General features: G+C 38.1%; 15 protein-coding genes. 2 read left to right on the top strand and 13 right to left on the bottom strand.

Features of this window, described 5'->3' with window-relative positions; all coding sequences use genetic code 11:
• Positions 1–8: 8 nt before the first annotated feature.
• From ABQ275_RS22205 to ABQ275_RS22255, 11 genes are all read right to left on the bottom strand, one after another.
• The gene (locus ABQ275_RS22205) at positions 9–1118 is read right to left on the bottom strand and encodes an EpsG family protein (protein ID WP_349315332.1); all 1110 of its coding nucleotides are present in this window, start codon (positions 1116–1118) and stop codon (positions 9–11) included.
• A 15-nt stretch (positions 1119–1133) separates the two neighbouring features.
• A complete protein-coding gene (locus ABQ275_RS22210; RefSeq protein WP_349315333.1) occupies positions 1134–2243 on the bottom strand; it encodes a glycosyltransferase in 1110 nt (369 codons plus the stop codon).
• Between the two features lie 529 nt (positions 2244–2772).
• Positions 2773–3075, bottom strand: coding sequence for a UDP-N-acetylglucosamine 2-epimerase (locus ABQ275_RS22215; RefSeq protein ID WP_349315334.1), 303 nt, complete (start codon positions 3073–3075; stop codon positions 2773–2775).
• A 1105-nt stretch (positions 3076–4180) separates the two neighbouring features.
• Entirely contained in the window at positions 4181–5617 is a 1437-nt protein-coding gene (locus ABQ275_RS22220) for an MOP flippase family protein (RefSeq protein ID WP_349315335.1), read from the bottom strand.
• 91 nt (positions 5618–5708) lie between these two features.
• Positions 5709–6935: a glycosyltransferase gene (locus tag ABQ275_RS22225; protein ID WP_349315336.1), complete on the bottom strand. Its 1227-nt coding sequence runs from the start codon at positions 6933–6935 to the stop codon at positions 5709–5711.
• Between the two features lie 104 nt (positions 6936–7039).
• Positions 7040–8065 carry a Gfo/Idh/MocA family oxidoreductase gene (locus ABQ275_RS22230; RefSeq protein WP_349315337.1) on the bottom strand — a complete coding sequence of 342 codons (1026 nt, stop codon included), beginning with the start codon at positions 8063–8065 and terminating at the stop codon, positions 7040–7042.
• The gene (locus ABQ275_RS22235) at positions 8062–8634 is read right to left on the bottom strand and encodes an acyltransferase (protein ID WP_349315338.1); all 573 of its coding nucleotides are present in this window, start codon (positions 8632–8634) and stop codon (positions 8062–8064) included. The genes ABQ275_RS22230 and ABQ275_RS22235 overlap by 4 nt, the downstream gene beginning before the upstream one ends.
• Positions 8635–8640: 6 nt before the next feature.
• On the bottom strand, positions 8641–9768 hold the full coding sequence (locus ABQ275_RS22240; RefSeq protein ID WP_349315339.1) for a DegT/DnrJ/EryC1/StrS family aminotransferase: 1128 nt from the start codon (positions 9766–9768) through the stop codon (positions 8641–8643).
• Between the two features lie 14 nt (positions 9769–9782).
• Positions 9783–11072: a nucleotide sugar dehydrogenase gene (locus tag ABQ275_RS22245; RefSeq protein ID WP_349315340.1), complete on the bottom strand. Its 1290-nt coding sequence runs from the start codon at positions 11070–11072 to the stop codon at positions 9783–9785.
• Positions 11073–11098: 26 nt separating this feature from the next.
• A complete protein-coding gene (locus ABQ275_RS22250) occupies positions 11099–12181 on the bottom strand; it encodes a Wzz/FepE/Etk N-terminal domain-containing protein (protein ID WP_349315341.1) in 1083 nt (360 codons plus the stop codon).
• Between the two features lie 34 nt (positions 12182–12215).
• Entirely contained in the window at positions 12216–14690 is a 2475-nt protein-coding gene (locus tag ABQ275_RS22255) for an SLBB domain-containing protein (RefSeq protein ID WP_349315342.1), read from the bottom strand.
• A gap of 546 nt (positions 14691–15236) precedes the next feature.
• Between ABQ275_RS22255 and ABQ275_RS22260 the strand changes: the two genes are divergently transcribed.
• Together ABQ275_RS22260 and ABQ275_RS22265 are read left to right on the top strand one after the other, a co-directional pair.
• Positions 15237–15737: an RNA polymerase sigma factor gene (locus ABQ275_RS22260; protein WP_349315343.1), complete on the top strand. Its 501-nt coding sequence runs from the start codon at positions 15237–15239 to the stop codon at positions 15735–15737.
• 69 nt (positions 15738–15806) lie between these two features.
• On the top strand, positions 15807–16928 hold the full coding sequence (locus ABQ275_RS22265) for a DUF5009 domain-containing protein (RefSeq protein WP_349315344.1): 1122 nt from the start codon (positions 15807–15809) through the stop codon (positions 16926–16928).
• On the opposite strand, the gene ABQ275_RS22270 is transcribed toward ABQ275_RS22265, so the two are convergent.
• Together ABQ275_RS22270 and ABQ275_RS22275 are read right to left on the bottom strand one after the other, a co-directional pair.
• A complete protein-coding gene (locus tag ABQ275_RS22270) occupies positions 16913–18130 on the bottom strand; it encodes a sterol desaturase family protein (RefSeq protein WP_349315345.1) in 1218 nt (405 codons plus the stop codon). The two genes, ABQ275_RS22265 and ABQ275_RS22270, sit on opposite strands and share 16 nt — an antisense overlap.
• Before the next feature lie 220 nt (positions 18131–18350).
• On the bottom strand, positions 18351–19415 hold the full coding sequence (locus ABQ275_RS22275) for an AAA family ATPase (protein ID WP_349315346.1): 1065 nt from the start codon (positions 19413–19415) through the stop codon (positions 18351–18353).
• Positions 19416–19794: the final 379 nt, after the last annotated feature.

Raw genomic sequence — 19794 nt, forward strand, 5'->3', positions numbered from 1 at the left:
AATTGCAATTAATTTTCAATAATACTTCTATAGGGGAGGTATCTGCTGTGAACATTTGCTTCTTTGCCATCTAAAACAAGAGACGTGTAACCTCGAAAAAATAATATTATAAACAAGAACATGTATACAATATACCTCCCATACGACTCTTTAAAATAAAGCAATAGAAGAGGATATAATATACAACTTGCATATGTGAAATATTCTATAAATCTCAACAAAACAAGTACCTGACTAAACACGAGGTAGCAGAGAATATATATTATATAAATATTAAAAAAAACATTAAAGTATTTGTACTGTTTTTCAAAACCATTGCGTTTATAAAAAAGAAGAACAAAGATTAACATTCTTTCTAAAAAAAGAGTCCCTAAGAGTTTGGGCTTAGATAATAGCTGATTAGTAAGATAATCAGAATACCTTGCCAACCCTCCCACACTACTTAACAAATAAGAGAACAGCTGCGACACTATATCAAACTGATATAAAATAATTGCTATCAGGAAAAAAAACATAATGAGCTTACCACTCCAACGTATGTTAATAACAAAATAGAGTGGTAGTAAAATAATAGCTGAAGTATGAAAAAGAAACGCTAAGATTACAGCTCCATAATATGCAAAAGGATTCCGATTAACTATATACTTAACAGCCCAAAAAAAAATGCTTATTGCCATTACTTGACGCAGTATACTAAAATTGCCCGAATAGCCATAAATATAGAAGCATAGAATACTGATTAACGGAAATGCGCTATATTCTTTGATTCTGGAAAAAAAGAATGATAATGAAACCGCAGCCAACCCCAAAAAAACAAATTGATTGTTGTTAATTACTGCTTTAAATAGTGAGCACAGAAAAACAAATCCCGGCTCAAGTACATCACGGATTGCTATACTTGTTTGCCCGTAATCATACAAAGGAGCAATACCCGAAAAAAAATCATTATAATCTTTCCAATCTGGTCCTGTCTGATACCTTAAACCTGCAAACAAAACAAGAATAAAAAAAGAGCTAATTAATCCTATGTCTTTAAGGTACGCCTGTTCCTTTGGAAGCCACACGAGATTTAAGATTCCAAATATTCCCAGAACAATAAAAATCAGCAGATACATCATACCACATAGTAATTATTACACCCCATTATTATCAAGTACATCTTTTATAAAATTCAACCTTATTCTTTCCTTTACAGAATAATCAATCAACGGAATGACATTTTGTCTCGGGACTCTTCGATTATGCCACTTTTGAATAAAATCTTTTATCCTTTGAATATTTTTATCAATTGTATCTTCTGTGTTATCAATCTCTAATACAAACTCTTGCCCAGATAAATCTGTATCATTATAAGCAAGTATTATTGGGAGGCCATATGCGCAGTACTCCCGTACCTTTAAGGGAGTAGCCTCAGACATTTTTTTACGATGTAATGCCAATGAACCTACAGCGATATCCATCTTTAGATAGAGTGCATCCAACAAGTTTTTTTGTAAATAGCCATGTTGAAAAAAATTATCTTTACATCCCAAACTATCTGATATAGATGGGCCTACAAGGTGGAAGTCCGCTTCAATACGCTGGGACATCTGATAAAATTTATCCACTCCCTGCCATGGCATATCAGGTGAACCTACAAATACTAACTGCGGACGTTGATTCTTACTCTTAAGAGTTTGATCGGGATAGCTATTTAAATCGAACCCGTTCCCTATAGCTATGGAAGGCTTTGCATACTTATCTCTGTAGTACTGAGTGATTTCATTTGTTACTCCTATAAATCCTCTTGCTGATTTATTCAAGTGCTCGTATCCCATTCCATGCATCAGGCGCGTTTTAAAAGAACTAACCATTTTTAGCTCTTCTTCCACAAGTGTATTATACTCAATAAAAGTCGGGTAAGCATTCAAAATTCTTATTAACCCTGGGAAATATATCATACTTCGCAAATAAACAAAATCTGGATTATAGTCTCTTAATGCTCTTAAAACCGATGGTATAGATAGAATCTTTCTGCAATACGCTTTAAAGCCTCCTCCGAAATAGCTAGCAATTTTATTATCAAATATTTTATGCTTAATAGGAATATCAACTTTAGATATATTAACTTGTTCTGTATTGGGCATTGAAAAAATTACAACTTCATGCCCCAATTTCTCCCAATTTCCACATTGCATTACATGCTTAAGTCGAACTCCCGAATGAGCATTTAAATCAATATCAGTAATATATGCTATCCTCATATTTTATTTATTATCGAAGGAAATCTTTCTAAAAAAACTATTATACTCCTATAAACAAATGTCTACATTATTCAATTCTTCAAAAAATGCTTAAGCATACTGCACTTTTATGAGTTTTACAGTATGGATGCCTCATCGTTTCGAACTAGTTTCTTATCCCCTCTTTGATCATCTCTAGTAGTAATCAGGTCAAAAATGAGCTTATTATGTCACTGTCTCAATCTTCCTATCCTTTTCTTTTCGCAATGTGATGTATTTTATCTTTAACCAACTGGCTTCTTTCTACATATTACCTGAATCTGTAATAGCGACGAAGTCATGACCTTCTAATTCCTATACCTTGCATGGATGAATTACAAATACTACTGGAGCAATTAAAAAATTCAATGATTTCAGGAATAATAATATCCCTTCAATTACATCCGTATTATAAAGCCGATCTAGTAGTAAATCAGATTTCTCCACCAATTTATCCTGAAGATAAACTGAGAATATCTTTCATTTATCTATATAGGAAAATGCGTTATTCTCAATTTCTTTCGCATTGAGATCTTTTTACAGCCATCTCAGTAAGGCAAAAGAGCAGTTCCGATACATGGTCCATTAGAACACGATTGATCTCCTCCGGAATATCTCGATTGAATCTTCTTGAATCTGCCTCAATATGGGAAACTGAAATATGCAACTTAAAAGCTACCAAAGTATTTGCAAGAATAGAGTTGGTATCTCTGTAGACAAGAATGGCATCAGGCTTCTCTTCTATAACAACCTGCTCCATTTCAAGCATCATTTCAGCTGTTTGTAATGCATGCCAATACGAATTGTAGTACATTACAATACTTTTGCATTGGATCTGCATGGTACATGCTTTATGAATTAGGGCCTAGAATATGCGTATTAATAGTTGAGCATTAACACGTCTATTTATGACGTTCATTGATTATGTAGTATAATGAATAATAAATTATCATTTATAGCTACGAAGGTAAGAATCTTTTTTAAACCAATTAAAAAACGTCTTTGATTAAAATGTAAATATCCCGGGAGGCTAATCTTACTTAAAAAATTATGATGATATATAGAAAACCAACATTGCCCGTGTAGGCACCACTCTATGGAATTGCTATCAGAGATAGCCTATTTTCTCCTTATCATAACCATCAGTAATTAACACTATATATTTATATTTGATGTACTCTAGGCTTCCTCTCAGAAAATCCCTGCTTAATTTGTTCAAATAATAGTTATATCATATAGCGATACCTCCATAGATCAGTTAGCCTCCTTTTCCTTTATTTTAAATTAACGATAAATTTATATATTATAAATACAAATGACAGCTCATTTACAAATGGTTATACACTTTAAAACATTACACTATATACTATTGCGAAATAAAAGTCGTCTTCTTAACTAATTTTTTTCGTAAAACGCTTTTCACCATTCGCAAATGGGCATTAAAGCGGCTCCTCAAATAAATAAAATATGATACATATTCCTTGTCATCTCATAAAGAAAAGACGCCTTTGATAAATCGGAACGTCCATTTTGCTAATCAAGATTCGCAACTGTCGGCAAAGATGATAATTGAGCAAAACCGAATATTTTCCACTCTCAATACTAAACAGGCAACACTAATAATACTCCAGCCAGCATACCCCTGAAGCGAAAAGTATCGTTTGGGTGAACATTCTAGGTGAAAATCTCATTTCTTTATACAAAACACATAACAATTTCGCTCCTGACTTTTCCACATTTTAGCCTGCATTTCACTTTATCCAATACGACTGTTACCATCTATATCTCAATCAAGTAAAATTGCAATTATGAATAATTGCAATCACTATCAACTTCTCAATATTAGAATTTCCTGCGTGAAAAAGATCGGACTAATTAATAAAATTTATAACTTCATTAATTAGTAATTGAGGTAATATTTAATCCTTTTTGAAAAATAATTTATAAAATTCAATCATTACACGTTTATTAAACCTTAAGAAAAAGGTGGCAAAAATAACTAATGCAAGAACATCTGCTATATATACATGCACCCATTTACTCACTATGGTTTTAACAATAATAGCAAGCAATAGACCAAGTCCAGTACTAAGAACCGTAGGTAGAAAGGAAAAAGTATAATCCCTAAAAGGAATATCAACCACGCGCTTGATAAAGACAAACCAGTAAAGAAATAAATATAATAGGACACAAATGGCCTGTCCCACTGAAATACCCAGGATTCCCCACGATCCACCGACTATTATAAAAATCGGAATAGTTAATACCCTAAAAATTGTCCAGTTAAATCCAAGGTTTGTTTTCCCCGTTACCACTACCAACACACTAGCAGGTCCTAATAAAGAAACGACAGCCCCCCAGACAGAAAGTATCTGCAAGGGTAATGCTGCCGAAACATATGCTTTACCAAACAGTATCAATAAAATCTCTTTTGCATATAAAGCAATTATTGCATATATAGGAAACCCTATGAGACTAACAATTTTCAGTAATTGAAGGTAACTTCTCTTGAATGCCTTTACATCATTTCTGATTCTAGCAAGAACAGGAATCCCTACATTTTGAACAAGCTGTGCGAGCAAGCTACTCGGCCTGATAAGCAATTGTTTGATTAAATTATACACACCAAGCTCTGCAGGTCCCATTAATTTCCCTATAATAATAATATCCATCTGACTAGAGATGAAATCCAATATTTGTGCACCTGTTTGAAAAGCACCGACCTTGTAAAGCGATCTATTTTCATTAAAATTAATATAAAATGAAACAGGATGCTTTTTAAGACTGGTAATAATATACAAAAAAGAAGAAAGGAAGGAATTAAATATAGTCGCGTAAACGAGACTATAAACACCCAAATTATTAAATGCCAACACTACTGATAAGATTAATGATAATAATGCTGAAAAGATTTCAATAAGTGCAATTTCTTTAAACCTAAGTTCTTTCTGTTTAAATACTTTAAATTGCCTGCCAGCGGTTGCTATAACAAGATCCAAGCCCATGATAGGAATCAGAATATTCAGTATTTCAAGTTGATAAAATATACTGATTAGTGGAGTTAATAGTAATATAATAATATACAATGCGATACCAGAAAGGAGACTAATCCAATATAAACTACTATATTCTTTTTTGGTGATATTTTGTCTTGAAAAAAGAGCAACAGAAATTCCCAAATCTGTAAAGATATGCGTAAATCCTAGTACAAGGGTAACGATTGCGATCAATCCAAAGTCCGACTTAGATAAAAACCTAGTGAGAATGGACAATCTTAACAATTGCACTAACACCTGTGTCCCCATTGATACTGCAGTCCAGCTAGTGCCTGAAACGACACTCTTATTTATACTCATTTCTCTGTTGTTTCAGTTCCCAGGTACTGATAATTGTAAGCAAACACTTTTTATGAATAGAAAAATTAGAATTATTTGAGATAATACTATATTATTGATCAAGAAGGTACGAACTAATAAAATTATTATAGTTTTTCTCCGCGTTAAAGTTATTCTCCCAAAACTGCCGAACTCGTTTCCTAAATGCCTGCGTATTTCGATCAGAAAGTAAAAATATCTTTAAACTAGAAGCCACTTTTTCAGGTGAAGCATCCTCATTCACAAGAATACCTGTTTCAGTACTCACAAGTTCCGCAACACCTCCGACATCTGTTGCAAGAACAGGTATACCAAAACTAACTGCTTCCATGATGGCAACAGGAATACCCTCGGATGCACTTAAATGAATAAATAAGTTCACTGCATTCTCTTTATAAAAATTCATTATTTCCCAATTACTCATATCCCCTAAAAGCTTATACGAAATATTAGTTGGTAGATATTGGCACAACTTCTTTATTTTCCCCATTTCTGGCCCTCCGCCTAAGTGAATCCATGTTACATCTATTTCTAAAAGCATCAGGGAAGCTATTATCAGATCAATACGCTTTACTGGAACCATAAAAGAGCATGATACAATTACAAAATTATTCGTTTTGCATTCTTCAGGTATTATGTTAATTCCTCTATCTGGGACTCCCAGATAACTCGAAATAATTTTTGATGAGAACTGTGGCTTAATATTTCTTAAATAGTTCTGTCCATTTTGAGAAACAGGTAGAATGTATTTAGCAAAGTAACAATTCAGTTGTTGAAATGGGATCAAACCGTATTTAGATCGCTCCTGGTACAAATCATATCTATGGGTACGAAAAACAAACTCTATATCAGGATTTTTCATTCTTCTAAGTGTCAATGCTAGCGCCCCGTTGTTCATCCAATATGAATAGTATTTTCCACTTATAGACTTGAATGCCTGATCTAGTTTTGAGTTCATATATAGGCCCCAAAGAATAGCATGGAGCCCCTTTCTAAATAGCTTAATCTTTTTAAAATTCTTTTTTTCTTCGGAAAAAAAATCAAAAAAAAAGGCTCTGCTTATAATGAATAAATTTCGTGGCAGAAGTAGTAGTAGCTTATATTTGGGAACAAATCCCAATGGAAAAACTACAGCATTTTGTGGTATAGTTCTTATATTGTTAGTTGTCTCAGATTGCTGAGATGGAACAATTATTACCTTTTGAAAATTCCCGCAAAGAAATTCTATTTCATTCTCTATAAAAGATTCACCTTTGCCGTACGGGAATGATTCCGTGAAAAAAAATAAAATTTTCTCCATTATGTAATCTTATTACACCTAATAACCTAGCCATATCTAAATACTTATTACCAAGCTAGTTAGGCAGGATTAATGATTGAAAATTATTCCAATTTGATCTAAAATCAAACATTACTCTGATAGATCCTTTCAATGATCTCTACTACCTTCAATCCCTCCAACGCATTAGTAGTAATAGCTGCCCTTCCTTTAAGCACATCAATTACATTATCAATTACATAATGATGGTTTTGAGCAGATCCCTTATAAGCTCCATAGTCATTACCCGGGTTAGTGGGTGCCAGCTCTGGCATTACATAGTCTTTTACATGACAGACTTCCACTTTATCCATATATTGCCCACCAATTTTCACACTTCCATTCTCAGCGATGACTGTCATGCTGCTCTCCAGATTTGAGTTCCAAATAGAGGTCGAAAAGTTAATACTTCCCATTCCACCATTAACAAAATCAAAATTCACGAAACCACTATCTTCAAAATCAGTCAAATGACTGTGATTGAAAGAATTGAGTCTTGAATTGATGTTCTCTATATCTCCAAATAACCAATACATGATATCAATAAAGTGTGAGAACTGCGTATATAAAGTTCCTCCGTCAAGGTCTTTCTTACCATGCCAGCTCTCAGGCTTATAGTAACGATCATCCCGATTCCAGTAACAATTCAGTTGAACCATATAGATCTTACCCAGCCGACCAGATCCAATCATCTCCTTTATCCAAACAGAAGGTGGGGAATAACGGTTCTGCATCACTGCGAACACATGCTTATGTACATTTAATGCTTTATATATTACCTTTTCGGCATCCTGCTTATTCAATGCCATAGGTTTTTCAATCACTACATGTTTTTTTTGTTCAAGGCTTTTAAGTGCATGAGTAGCGTGAAAGCCGTTTGGCGTGGCAATATTGATGACATCAACATCGATTCCAGCAGCAAAAAACTCCTCCAATGAGTTAAAGAAAGGAGTGTTATATCCATCTAATTTCAGCTCCTGTTTAGGCTTAGCATCTATCAATGCGACCAGTTCAGCTTCCGGATTCCTGCTTATCATTTCAGCATGACGCTTACCAATATGTCCGCAACCAATTACTCCAAATTTTATTTTTTGAGTAGGATCAACCATCATTGAATTCTTTTTACATTATTATTCTCTAAAACATATACCTGCCCGCTTTCCTGGCAAACAGCATGATTATTTTCGTCAAAATGTAGCCGGTGACCATATTCACTCATCCACCCGGTTTGTTTACCAGGATTACCAATCATCAAGGCATACGCCGGAACATCTTTAGTAATTACTGTTCCGGCTCCGATAAAGGCAAACTCTCCTATATCATGACCGCAAACAATCGTAGCATTTGCACCAATAGAAGCACCGGTTCCTATATGAGTTTTGGAATATTGTCCTCTTCTGTTTACAGCACTACGTGGATTAATTACATTTGTAAATACACAGGAAGGTCCCAGAAATACATCATCACCGCAGGTAACTCCTGCATATATAGATACATTATTCTGAACCTTTACATTATTCCCCAAAACTACTTCAGGAGATATCACAACATTTTGTCCAATATTACAACGTTGTCCCAACTTGCTACCTGTCATAATATGGGAGAAATGCCAGATTTTAGTGTCTTCTCCTATTGTACAACCGTCATCAACAATAGCAGTTGGATGTGCATAATAATTCATGATCAGTTATTTAAAAAAAGCCTTTATATGCTCAATAATATAATCCTGTTGTTGCGTTAACATTTCTGTATGTATTGGAAGAGAAAGTACTTGGCTACACAATTCCCTCGTAGTTGGCAATCCCCCCGCCGTTCTTCCAATTTTCATAAACGCTTCCTGCTCATTCAAAGGTACCGGGTAATAAATCATTGCGGGAATACCTTTACTTTCAAGATACTTCTTCAACTCATCACGCTTATTATCCCCTACCAGTATTGTGTACTGATGAAAAACATGCGTGGAGTAAGATACATGGGAGGGAATACTAATGGCCTTCAAGGTCTTGAGGTGTTCATCATAATATGCAGCTCCAGCTTGCCTGGCTGTTGTATAACTATCCAGGTGCGAAAGCTTTACATCCAGTATAGCTGCTTGCAAAGTATCCAACCTGGAATTAACCCCTATATATTTATGAACATATTTTTTTACCTGCCCATGATTTGCAATCATCCTTATTTTATCAGCCAATTCCTTGTCCCTTGTAAATAGTGCACCTCCATCACCATAGCACCCAAGGTTTTTTGAAGGGAAAAAAGAGGTACACCCAATATCTCCAATAGTACCCGCTTTCACAATGCGGCCATCGGGAAAAGAATAGTCTGCACTCAATGCTTGTGCAGTATCTTCTATTACATACAATCCATGTTCCCTGGCAAGATCCATGATGGATGACATATCAGCACATTGTCCAAACAAATGTACCGGTACAATTGCCTTAGTTTTAGAAGAAATTGCCCCTTTTATAATATCTGCCGTAACATTAAATGATAAAGGATCTACGTCCACCATGACTGGAACCAAACCCAAAAGTCCAATCACCTCAGCAGTAGCTACATATGTAAACGAAGGTACAATCACCTCATCCCCCCGTTCCAACTCAAGCGCCATCATAGCAATCTGCAAAGCATCTGTGCCATTGGCACAAGGTATTACATAGGGAACATCCAGGTATGCCGACAAGTTATCAGCGAATTGTTTTACCTGCGGACCGTTTATAAACGCAGCACTATTTATACAATCAGCGATGGCGTCATCGATAGATGATTTAATTTTTATGTACTGCCCTTTCAGGTCAACCATCTGAATTTTTTCCATACAAAAAATAGCGTTTAAAGTCTCGCATCTACAATGCTACGGTCTAATACTGATTTCGTATCAAAAAGAATAGTATCATGACCGTTTTTAAGTGCGGTGTAATCAAGGTTAATAAATTCATTATGCGCTACTGCTAATATTACAGCATCATATTTACTTGCAATACTATTTACCAATTTGATACCATATTCATTTTCTACCTCTGCAGTATTAGCATGCATATCATAAACATCTGTATTTATACCAAACTGGCATAACTCTTTATAAATGTCAATCACACGTGAATTGCGTATATCCGGACAATTCTCTTTAAAGGTAACGCCCAGAATCAAGGCTTTGGCACCATCAATCTTATGGCCTTTCTTAATCATCAGCTTCACTACTTTATTGGCAACAAACATCCCCATATTGTCATTCACCCTTCTTCCAGAGAGAATAACCTGCGGATAATATCCCATCATCTCCGCTTTATGTGCAAGATAGTAAGGGTCTACACCTATACAATGTCCACCTACTAAGCCAGGTTTATACTTAAGAAAATTCCATTTGGTTCCAGCCGCTTCTATTACATCTGTTGTATCAATGCCTATACGATCGAAGATCAATGCCAGCTCATTAACGAAGCTGATATTAATATCCCGCTGTGCATTCTCAATCGCTTTAGATGCTTCTGCCACTTTAATGTTAGCTGCTTTATGTGTTCCGGCTGTAATAATACTCTTATATAATTCATCTACAATGTCTGCTATTTCAGGAGTGGAGCCTGATGTTACTTTCCGTATCTTCGTCAATGTATTGACCTTATCTCCCGGGTTAATTCTTTCAGGAGAATACCCGCAATGAAAATCGCGATTAAATTGAAGACCGGAATACTTCTCCAGTACAGGTACGCAATCTTCTTCTGTACAGCCGGGATAAACAGTAGACTCGTATATAACGATATCCCCTTTCTTCAACACTTCTCCCAACATTCTGGAGGCACTTAAAAGAGGCCTCAGGTCAGGTGCTTTATATTGATCGATAGGTGTCGGAACGGTAACGATAAAAACATTGTAAGCACTTAATTCCTCTTGCACATTCGAAAACCTTAGCCCTGTTTCACCTCCCCCACTTTTATTTGCTATTAGTGCTCTTAGTTCAACGAGATCTGCTTCCTGGGTATGATCATCTCCCAAGCTCAGTTCATGAATACGGGCTTCATTAATATCAAAACCTAAAACATTGTATTTTTTACCAAATTCAATAGCCAGCGGAAGTCCCACATATCCTAATCCTATAACTGCTATTTTATCATATTGTTTCATAAGGAAGGAAACGATTTAGAAGAGGTTCAATTCATGATTTCTTTATAAACTCTGGATAGCAGCAATACTAATGTAGTTATAAAACCGCCTAGGAAAGCACCGATTATGATAGCCTTTAGCTTTCCTAATTTTTTAATTTCCAAGGGAAGTATAGGAGTATCAATAATCTGTATTACGGGCATTTCACGTGCCATTGTTATTTTGCTAAGCTCCAGGTTCTTTACTATCTCACCATACATGGTTTGCAGCACTAATTTATCACGCATGGCAAGCTCCGTATTAACACTAGCCACCTGTTTTGCAGGATTCGCATTCAAATCCTGTAATGCCGCAGTTGAATATGTTTTACGATCAAGTAACAACTTCAAGGAATCCGCCTGCGTTTGCAACCTATCTACATTTTCTTTGGTTCGTTTTGTCTTGGTATTGGTATAAAAATCGATAGCCTCTCTGACCAATGCTTCAGCGAAATACTTTGAAAAAATTCCCAATGGTGAAAGTACGTGGACTGAAATAAAGCTCAGCTTTTTATCCACTTTTTCAATTACCAGATTTTGTTTAACTATTTTTGCCTGTATAATGTTTAAAATACTATCCTGGTTAAGCGAGTAGGTACTTCTATCAGCATCAAGAGGGTATTGGACATTAAAAGGAGCATCAAGTTTACTCCATTGCTTTCTCAGGTGATTGTATTCAATATAACATTCCACTAATGTCATTTTTTGATCTTGGTAAAGGATAGGAGCTAATAAAGCCTTCTCTACAATAAGTCGCGTTTTTAGAAACTCCATAATATTGTCTCCGGCAAATAAACTACTTGTACCGGTATTCCCTAAATCTAATCCCAACTGGCTGGCCAGGCCTGAATATGCACTTAAAGGACTGCTGGAATTATCTTCCAATACAAAAGTGAGTTCTGCAGTATAGTTTGGTTTCGAATTCAATGCAAGCCACAACCCTGCTCCTGCGCAAATAAGAGCGACCCCAATGATCCAGAATTTCTTTCGCCATAAGTATCTGAACCATTCCTGCAACTTGAGAATCAACTCTTTAAGCGATATTTCATCGCCTTCGCTGTTGGTCTTGGATGATTTCCCCGATTGTTCCATTACGCTTTCTTTAAACTCTAATTATTTGATAATTTTATTTTACCCGCGTAAGTATTGTTACTATTATCAGCGCAATAGATGCAATACCAGAGCTTAATCCAACTATTTCCTGACCAGACAGCCCCTTCTTCTCCTTCTTAGCTGGCACATACACTTCCGCCCCAGGCTTCACTTTCGGATACTTATTAAAGAAAAATACTTTACGCGTACTCTTCACTTCTCCATTAGCATACACAACATAACTCCTTCTCTTCATTGCAGAAGATGTGAATCCACCTGCTCCTCTTATATAATCCTTGAAACTATACCCTTCGTCATAACGAATCTTCTTAGGGAAATAAACATCTCCAAACATCTGCACCGTTTGCAATTTCTTAGGAACTTTCAACACATCTCCTTCTTCCAGTAAAATATCATACTTGGAGCCGGGTTTCTTCATAATATCATCCAGGTTGATCCCCAGTAACTGATACTTACGTTCTACCATTCTCTTCACACTGGTAATACTTGTACTATCTTCCAGCTTATTATAAAACAGATCAAGCTTGTTTGTCAGTAATGCACTATCGGCACTGTTGATATAAGTTTTACGAAGCAATACAGCACCTTCGGGGAAAGCTTCCGGCCTTAGGCCGCCTGATCTTTTGATGAGATCAGAAATCCGCTCCCGCTTACTTAAAATAGCATACTGTCCGGGATAAAGTACTTCTCCATCAATGTTGATGTTGGTCTGCTCACTGTAGGCCGGAGATTTACGGATCACTACTTCATCAAATGGTTCAAGCGTTACCCTTGCATCTGCGATACTGCTCAGATCAGCATTAATATCAAATTGCTTGATAATCGCTGTGGCACTATCCGTTCCTTTATCATCACCTTTCCTGATCCTTCTTGAAATCTCTACATGTTTAAGCGAAGCTGCGTCTCTCAGGCCACCTGCCAATAAAACCAGGTCTTCCAGGTGCATACTATCTGCATAAGGGAAAGGTCCTGGTTTGTTTACTTCACCAGCTATCGTTACCTGGTAGGTTTGCCGCAGATCCAGCTTGGAAAATACGATAACGCTATCTTCCTTCTTTAATGGAATCAATGTTTTCCCACTTACTACATCCTGCACATTAAAGCTAATGATAGCCGGCGTAAAATCATCCTGTAACCTGCGGATAATACCGCGGTTCAAGGAAGCCTCTTCTCTTACACCATCTGCTTTTTTAATCAGATCCGTTACACTCATATTGGGTTCTATCCCATAATCGCCGGGGTGAAAAACAGCCCCGCTGATCGTCACACGATTGCTGAAACGATTCAAGATCGAATCAACAAAAAACTGATCGCCCGATTTTAACTTGAAAGAAGCAATCTCACTTGCAGGTACATTAACAACTTCCCTTTCTTTATTATTGACGCGATAAGCAGTAATATTTTCTTTATAGGACGCATCCGTATAGCCGCCTGCAAAATCCAGTATTGTCTGCAACGTCTCGTTGTCCTTAGCTTCGAATATAGCAGGTCTTTTCACCTCTCCTTTGAGTTCTACCCTTGTTTTATATGGGTTTACCTTTACGATATCCTGGTCCTGTAAAACGATGTTATTGGTAAGATCTCCTTTTGTTATAAAATCATACAAATCAAATGTGGTAACCACTTGCCCGTTACGTATTACCTGGATGTTACGGAAGGACCCATTTTCATCCGGACCGCCGGATACGTATAATGCATTCACAACAGAGGCCAGGGAAGGCAAGGTATATGTACCAGGTTGTTGGATTTCCCCGATCAGCAAAACACGTATGCTACGGATATTACCCAAAGAAACCTGCACAAAAGTTTTACCGGAGTTAATAGTAGAGTAGATAGTCGATAATTGTTTGGTAATCCTGTTTTTCGCCTCCTCCATCGTCAACCCGTTTACATACACAGGGCCCAGGTTCGGGATGCGGATATATCCTTCAGAGGTTACGGTGAGATTATGCTGTACTTCCGCATAACCATATACATCGATCATTACCTGATCATCAGCCGCCAGCCTGTAATTTGGAGGAGTTGGCATCCGCAGGTTTGGTTCAAAAGTCAGGTTCTTATTGCTGAATAAGTCGGCGCCGAATATTTTCTTTCTTTTAGTATCTTCCGGAGGAGCATTCTGTCTGAAAAGGTCTACTGTGCTGGTATCCGTACTGTTAAGCTGACGCCCCGGATATTGTGAACTCTGCTGTGAAGTATCCTCATTTTTCTTTTTCTCCAGTATCTTATCTAGCCCCAACTGTTGTATACGGGCCTTCAACTTATCAGCCTCACTTTGTGGAATCCCTCTCTGCGCCGCATAAGTATCAATATCCGACATACCCAGATTATTCTGCTTCATCTCTGCCACAATCTTCCGTATCTGATCATCTGGTAAGTTATCTACGTTCACCTCCTTCTGCTGACCGGGTATCACAGCAGGTACCTGGGCAACCACACAAAAACTAATAAAGAGGAACAGCTGGATTAGCAATAACTTTTTGAACATGTATAATAGGATCTAAAACTTCTTTTTTGGAAAAACAATTGATAGCCTGACCCGATCCGGATTTTGGCCAAATAAGATTGCAAATCTATTAAAAATAACATATAAATGTCGCATGAATTAGAATCATCTAACCGTTTTGTTTCTAAATCATTAGCTCCGGCATGGTAAACGTTTAAACTCCTATCTTACCATTCCGGTAACAATAACGGGAAAAAAAGTATTCAAATTGTATTAAAACTAATTATAAATACCTTATAGTATCGTTTTATTTATAATACAATATATATCCGGTATAAGTTGATCAATACAATCTTTTTTCCCGCTTTCCTCGTTAATACTTAGAGAGTCACTTAGAAATACCTGTTTTCATATTCACTAAAAAAATCAAATAATAACCACCAAAATTTCAAACAGACTGTCCGGAAATTCATAAAAAGAACCAAGCTAAACCGCAAAAAACCTTTAAAATCAATTATTTCCACCGCCTCTGAACGCTTGAATCGAGTAATTTTTTGTTTAAATTAGTTAAGGCAAAACTTAAACAATATGTCATCTATTGAATTTAACACCTTGCTTATCGGGAACGCTGACTTCCTGAAACCCTTTGCATTTACCCTCACCAAAGATGGGGAACAAGCAAAAGATCTTTACCAGGAAACCCTCTTCCGCGCCCTCTCCAACAGAGAAAAATACATGGAAGGCACTAACATCCGCGCCTGGCTCTTCACCATCATGCGCAACATCTTCATCAATCATTACCGCAAAAAAGTGAAAACCAGGATGATAGCAGAACCTATCGTCAGCGAATTTTTCATGAACTACCAACTCACCCCCACCAGCAACAAGGCAGACACCAACCTGCACATGAAAGACATTCACGTGGCGGTATACCATCTTCCAAAAATATTTAAACAACCATTTCTCCTCTACTATGAAGGATATAAATACTTCGAAATAGCCGATATCCTCCGGGAACCACTCGGCACCATCAAAAGCAGGATCCACTTCGCCCGGAAAATATTAAAAACACAAGTGCCAAGACATTAACCGGCCCGCAAGACGATTCCTTTAAAATAATTACCTTGGTGCATTAACATTACACCAAATACTGCTATCGTGACCACTCCGCAACGCTTTCTTTCACTGGATGTATTCCGCGGCCTTACCGTTGCGGCCATGATACTCGTTAATAATCCCGGCAGCTGGGAATATGTATACGCACCACTGGATCACGCCAAATGGCACGGCTGCACACCCACCGACCTCGTATTCCCCTTCTTTCTCTTCGCCGTAGGCAACGCTATGAGCTTTGCCATGAAAAAATATGAAGCCGCCGGTAATATCGTTGTACTCAAAAAGATCCTCACCCGTACCTTACTCATCTTCGTAATAGGACTTATACTCAATTGGTTCCCCTTTGTAAAATGGGGCGAAACCGGGCTCACCATAAAACCACTCAGTCACCTCCGTATCCTGGGCGTACTACCACGCATTGCGCTTTGCTACGGCGCCGCCGCACTGATCATTCACTTCCTGAAAGACAAAGGTGCCTTCCTCACCGCTGGTATCATCCTCTTCGTATATTGGTTCCTGTTGACCGCCCTCGGCACTGGTGATCCATACAGCCTCCAGGGATATGCGGGTACGCCACTCGATAAGTTAATACTGGGCGAAAACCATATGTACACAGGAGAAGGCGTTCCCTTCGATCCGGAAGGCATCCTGAGCACCTTGCCCGCTATCTGTAACGTCATCTTTGGTTATCTCGCCGGCAAATTCATCCAGGAACAGGGGAAAACATACGAGATGCTGGCAAGACTGATGATAGTAGGCTGTATCATGATATTCGCGGCGCTGTGCTGGGACCTGGTATTCCCCATCAACAAAAAAATATGGACCAGCTCCTACGTACTGTATACTGTAGGCATTGCGCTGCTGCTCTTGTCCGTACTGATGCACGTCATCGAGTTTCGCGGCAAAACCAGGTGGACTACCTTCTTTACCGTATTCGGCAAAAACCCGCTGTTTATCTATATCCTCTCAGGTGTAGTGATAAAGTTATACCTGCTGATCAAACCAGTACCAGGACAAAATACCTATAGCTGGTTATACCAGCACATATTCCGCCCAATCGGCGGCAATATGGTCGGCTCCCTGCTGTTTGCCCTCTTTCATGTATGCCTCTTTGCGGCCGTAGGATGGTGGATGGATAAAAAGAAGATCTACGTGCGTGTATAGCCGTACACCAGCCGGAAATAACGCTCCTTGAGCCGCGTCTCGAAATAAATAGCTGTTGTGAGAATCAACGCTGCCACAAACGGCAAAGCCGGCTGCGGCCAGCAATAATACAGCGCCAGGCTCAACACCAGGAAACGGGCATGCTCCAGGTAAAACACCCATTTCTTTTGCTCCATGATAGCGCCACAGTTAATAAGCGTCAGCAGGATCAGTAACGTAACACATACCTGGATAAACACCGGCACATAATGCTCCAGCAATAAAAAAGAAAACAATAAAGTGAGGGTAGTAGCTATCTGCCACACAACATAGCTATTCAGTTTAGGCGTTTCCGTGATACTCCTGTCCCGCAGTAAAAACTTTTCTTCCAGGATACCCCGCGCAGCCGGGTCTACATTATCCGGCTTACCAAAAATCACCCGCAGCCTGTTCCGCCAGCCTTTGGCTGCACGGGCGGAATACAACATCTCCAGGATAAAATGAAAATGCTGCCACAAAAAACTGTTGCTCTCTAACGGCTTCGTCAAACCATACACCGGCTCTTCTTCTTCCTGCTGAAAAGTGCCAAACAGTTTATCCCAGATAATAAAAACATCTCCATAATTTTTATCTAGATATTTCGGATTGCTGGCATGATGCACCCGGTGATGCGAAGGGGTCACCAATATATATTCCAGGATGCCCAGCTTTCCTATTGTACGTGTATGTATAAAAAAAGGATACAACCCATGCACCAGCAACATGCTCGTGATCATAGCCGGCGGAAACCCGATAACAGGCAATACCGCCCAAAAACCGGTGCGGATAAATGCCTGGAAAACGGTGATACGTGCAGATACCGTGTAATTAAACTCATCGCTCTGGTGATGCACCACATGCGCACACCAGAATATCGTTACTTCATGCGCCAACCGGTGATACCAGTACCACACAAAATCAGTGCAGAACAATAACGTTACCCATAATAACACACTGGATTTAATATCAAAAATGGCATAATGCTGGTACAGATAATCATAAACAAAATAAAATAGTCCTACGGTAAATGTATCCAGCAACCTTTCCGCTATACCTATACTAATGTTGGTAATTGAATCATTAAACTTGAAATAACGCTTGCCCCTTCTACGTGATACCAGGTATTCCAGACCTATGAAAGTCAGGAAAAAAGGAACTGCCAATGCCAGATAGTTTAAATGCACCTGAAAACGTTTTAAATCCGGAAAATCAATAATAGCACAGATTCCCGGCATGGCGCCAGTCCATGCACAGATAATATTGCAGCTTGGTGGTGGTGGTAAACGATTACAATATTAAGTAATAAAATTTAATTATCCTACCATTTTTGTAGACTATAAAAACGAAAGGCGGAAAGCATCTTTTTGGGTTTATTCTTTGTTATTTTTTTGGAAGATAAAACCGCTAGGCAATCTCTTCCAACACTTCTCTTCTGAAACCAATCACATGTTGCCTGCTTTCAAAAGAAGGTTCATGCTGGTTGGCAATTTCTGCAATGGTCATGGGTCTGCTGACTATCGTATCAAATCCCATGTGTTTTGATAACTGCTGTGCCTTGTCCACGGACAGTCTTTTGAATTCATACTTGGCAATCAGCCTGCCCTTGCGCAACAGCGCATTATCAATAGCAGAAAGATCACTGTTGAATGAACACACCAGTTGAATATTCAGACAATCAGCCAGCAACCCGTCAGATAAATTAAGCAGGTTGGATACGGATGAATTACCGGAAAATTTTCTGTCCATAATTACATTCTCCGCATCTTCAATGATCACCACACAGTTTGGATTATCGATGAGCAACTCCATGAACTCAGGATTCATAATGTTGTTGGCAAGATCAGGTGATACAAACAGTACCCGCTTCTTAATCCTTCCGATGAGATAGCGCAGGTAGGTTGTTTTGCCCGTTCCCGGTAAGCCATGCAATAATACAATGCCTTTGTCTTTGTCCTTCTTTAGTCGCTGCTGTATTACTTTATCTATCTCCCTAAAATCATCCTCATAGAACATGCCAATGTCTAGCTTTGTCTGTTTTATTTCCAGGCTTTTCAGTTCCAGTCCTTTGCGGCCGCTGGTGATCAGGTTGATTTCATGTGGCTCACGGCGTTGCTTTTCTTTGAAACGTGTAACCGTTTCCGTTACCTTATTCACAAAATCAATATCCGTTCCATTGTGGAGGATCTCACACCATGATTGCCAGAAAGCAATCACACAATCGTTGTTCAATACCACCAGTGTCTGATTATGTTTGTATTTCTTTTTCTTGTTATCATAATCAGTATAGTGATAAGTATTGGTGATCAACGCTTCAAACTCTTTTGCAAAAACCGTTGCTGCTTTATCACCATCTATGTCGTAAATATTATTGATATTGGGAATCCTGTTAAAGTGAATGGTATACACCCCTTTTGGATCAAAATGCTCTCCATCTTTAATATCAATGTTATTATTAAGTATCTCTTTCATTTACTGCTTCTCTTTAATGTTAAATCTATCTGATAAAGATTTACCAGGGCCATTTATAACCCCTGGCAAATCACAGTTATCATTACAGCACTGACACAGCTGCTGTTTTGGGGGAAGTTACAGGTTATCCTTTTGATAACCTGACGGTTGGGGGTTAAATACAAACAGAGACGAAAAAAACATATCTTCTGTTCCTTTTTACCATACAAAAAAACCCGGCCTGTTTTACACGGACCAGGCTTATAACGTTAACGCATACACTACGTTAAAAACATACTAAGCCCGTTTAGCATTAATCACATTAATGCTATCCGTGAACCTTTTGCTACAGCTATTCTGAAGCTGCAACAACCGGATGTTTCCTGTATTCATTGGCAAT

The sequence above is a fragment of the Chitinophaga sp. MM2321 genome, assembly GCF_964033635.1.
Classification (GTDB): Bacteria; Bacteroidota; Bacteroidia; order Chitinophagales; family Chitinophagaceae; genus Chitinophaga.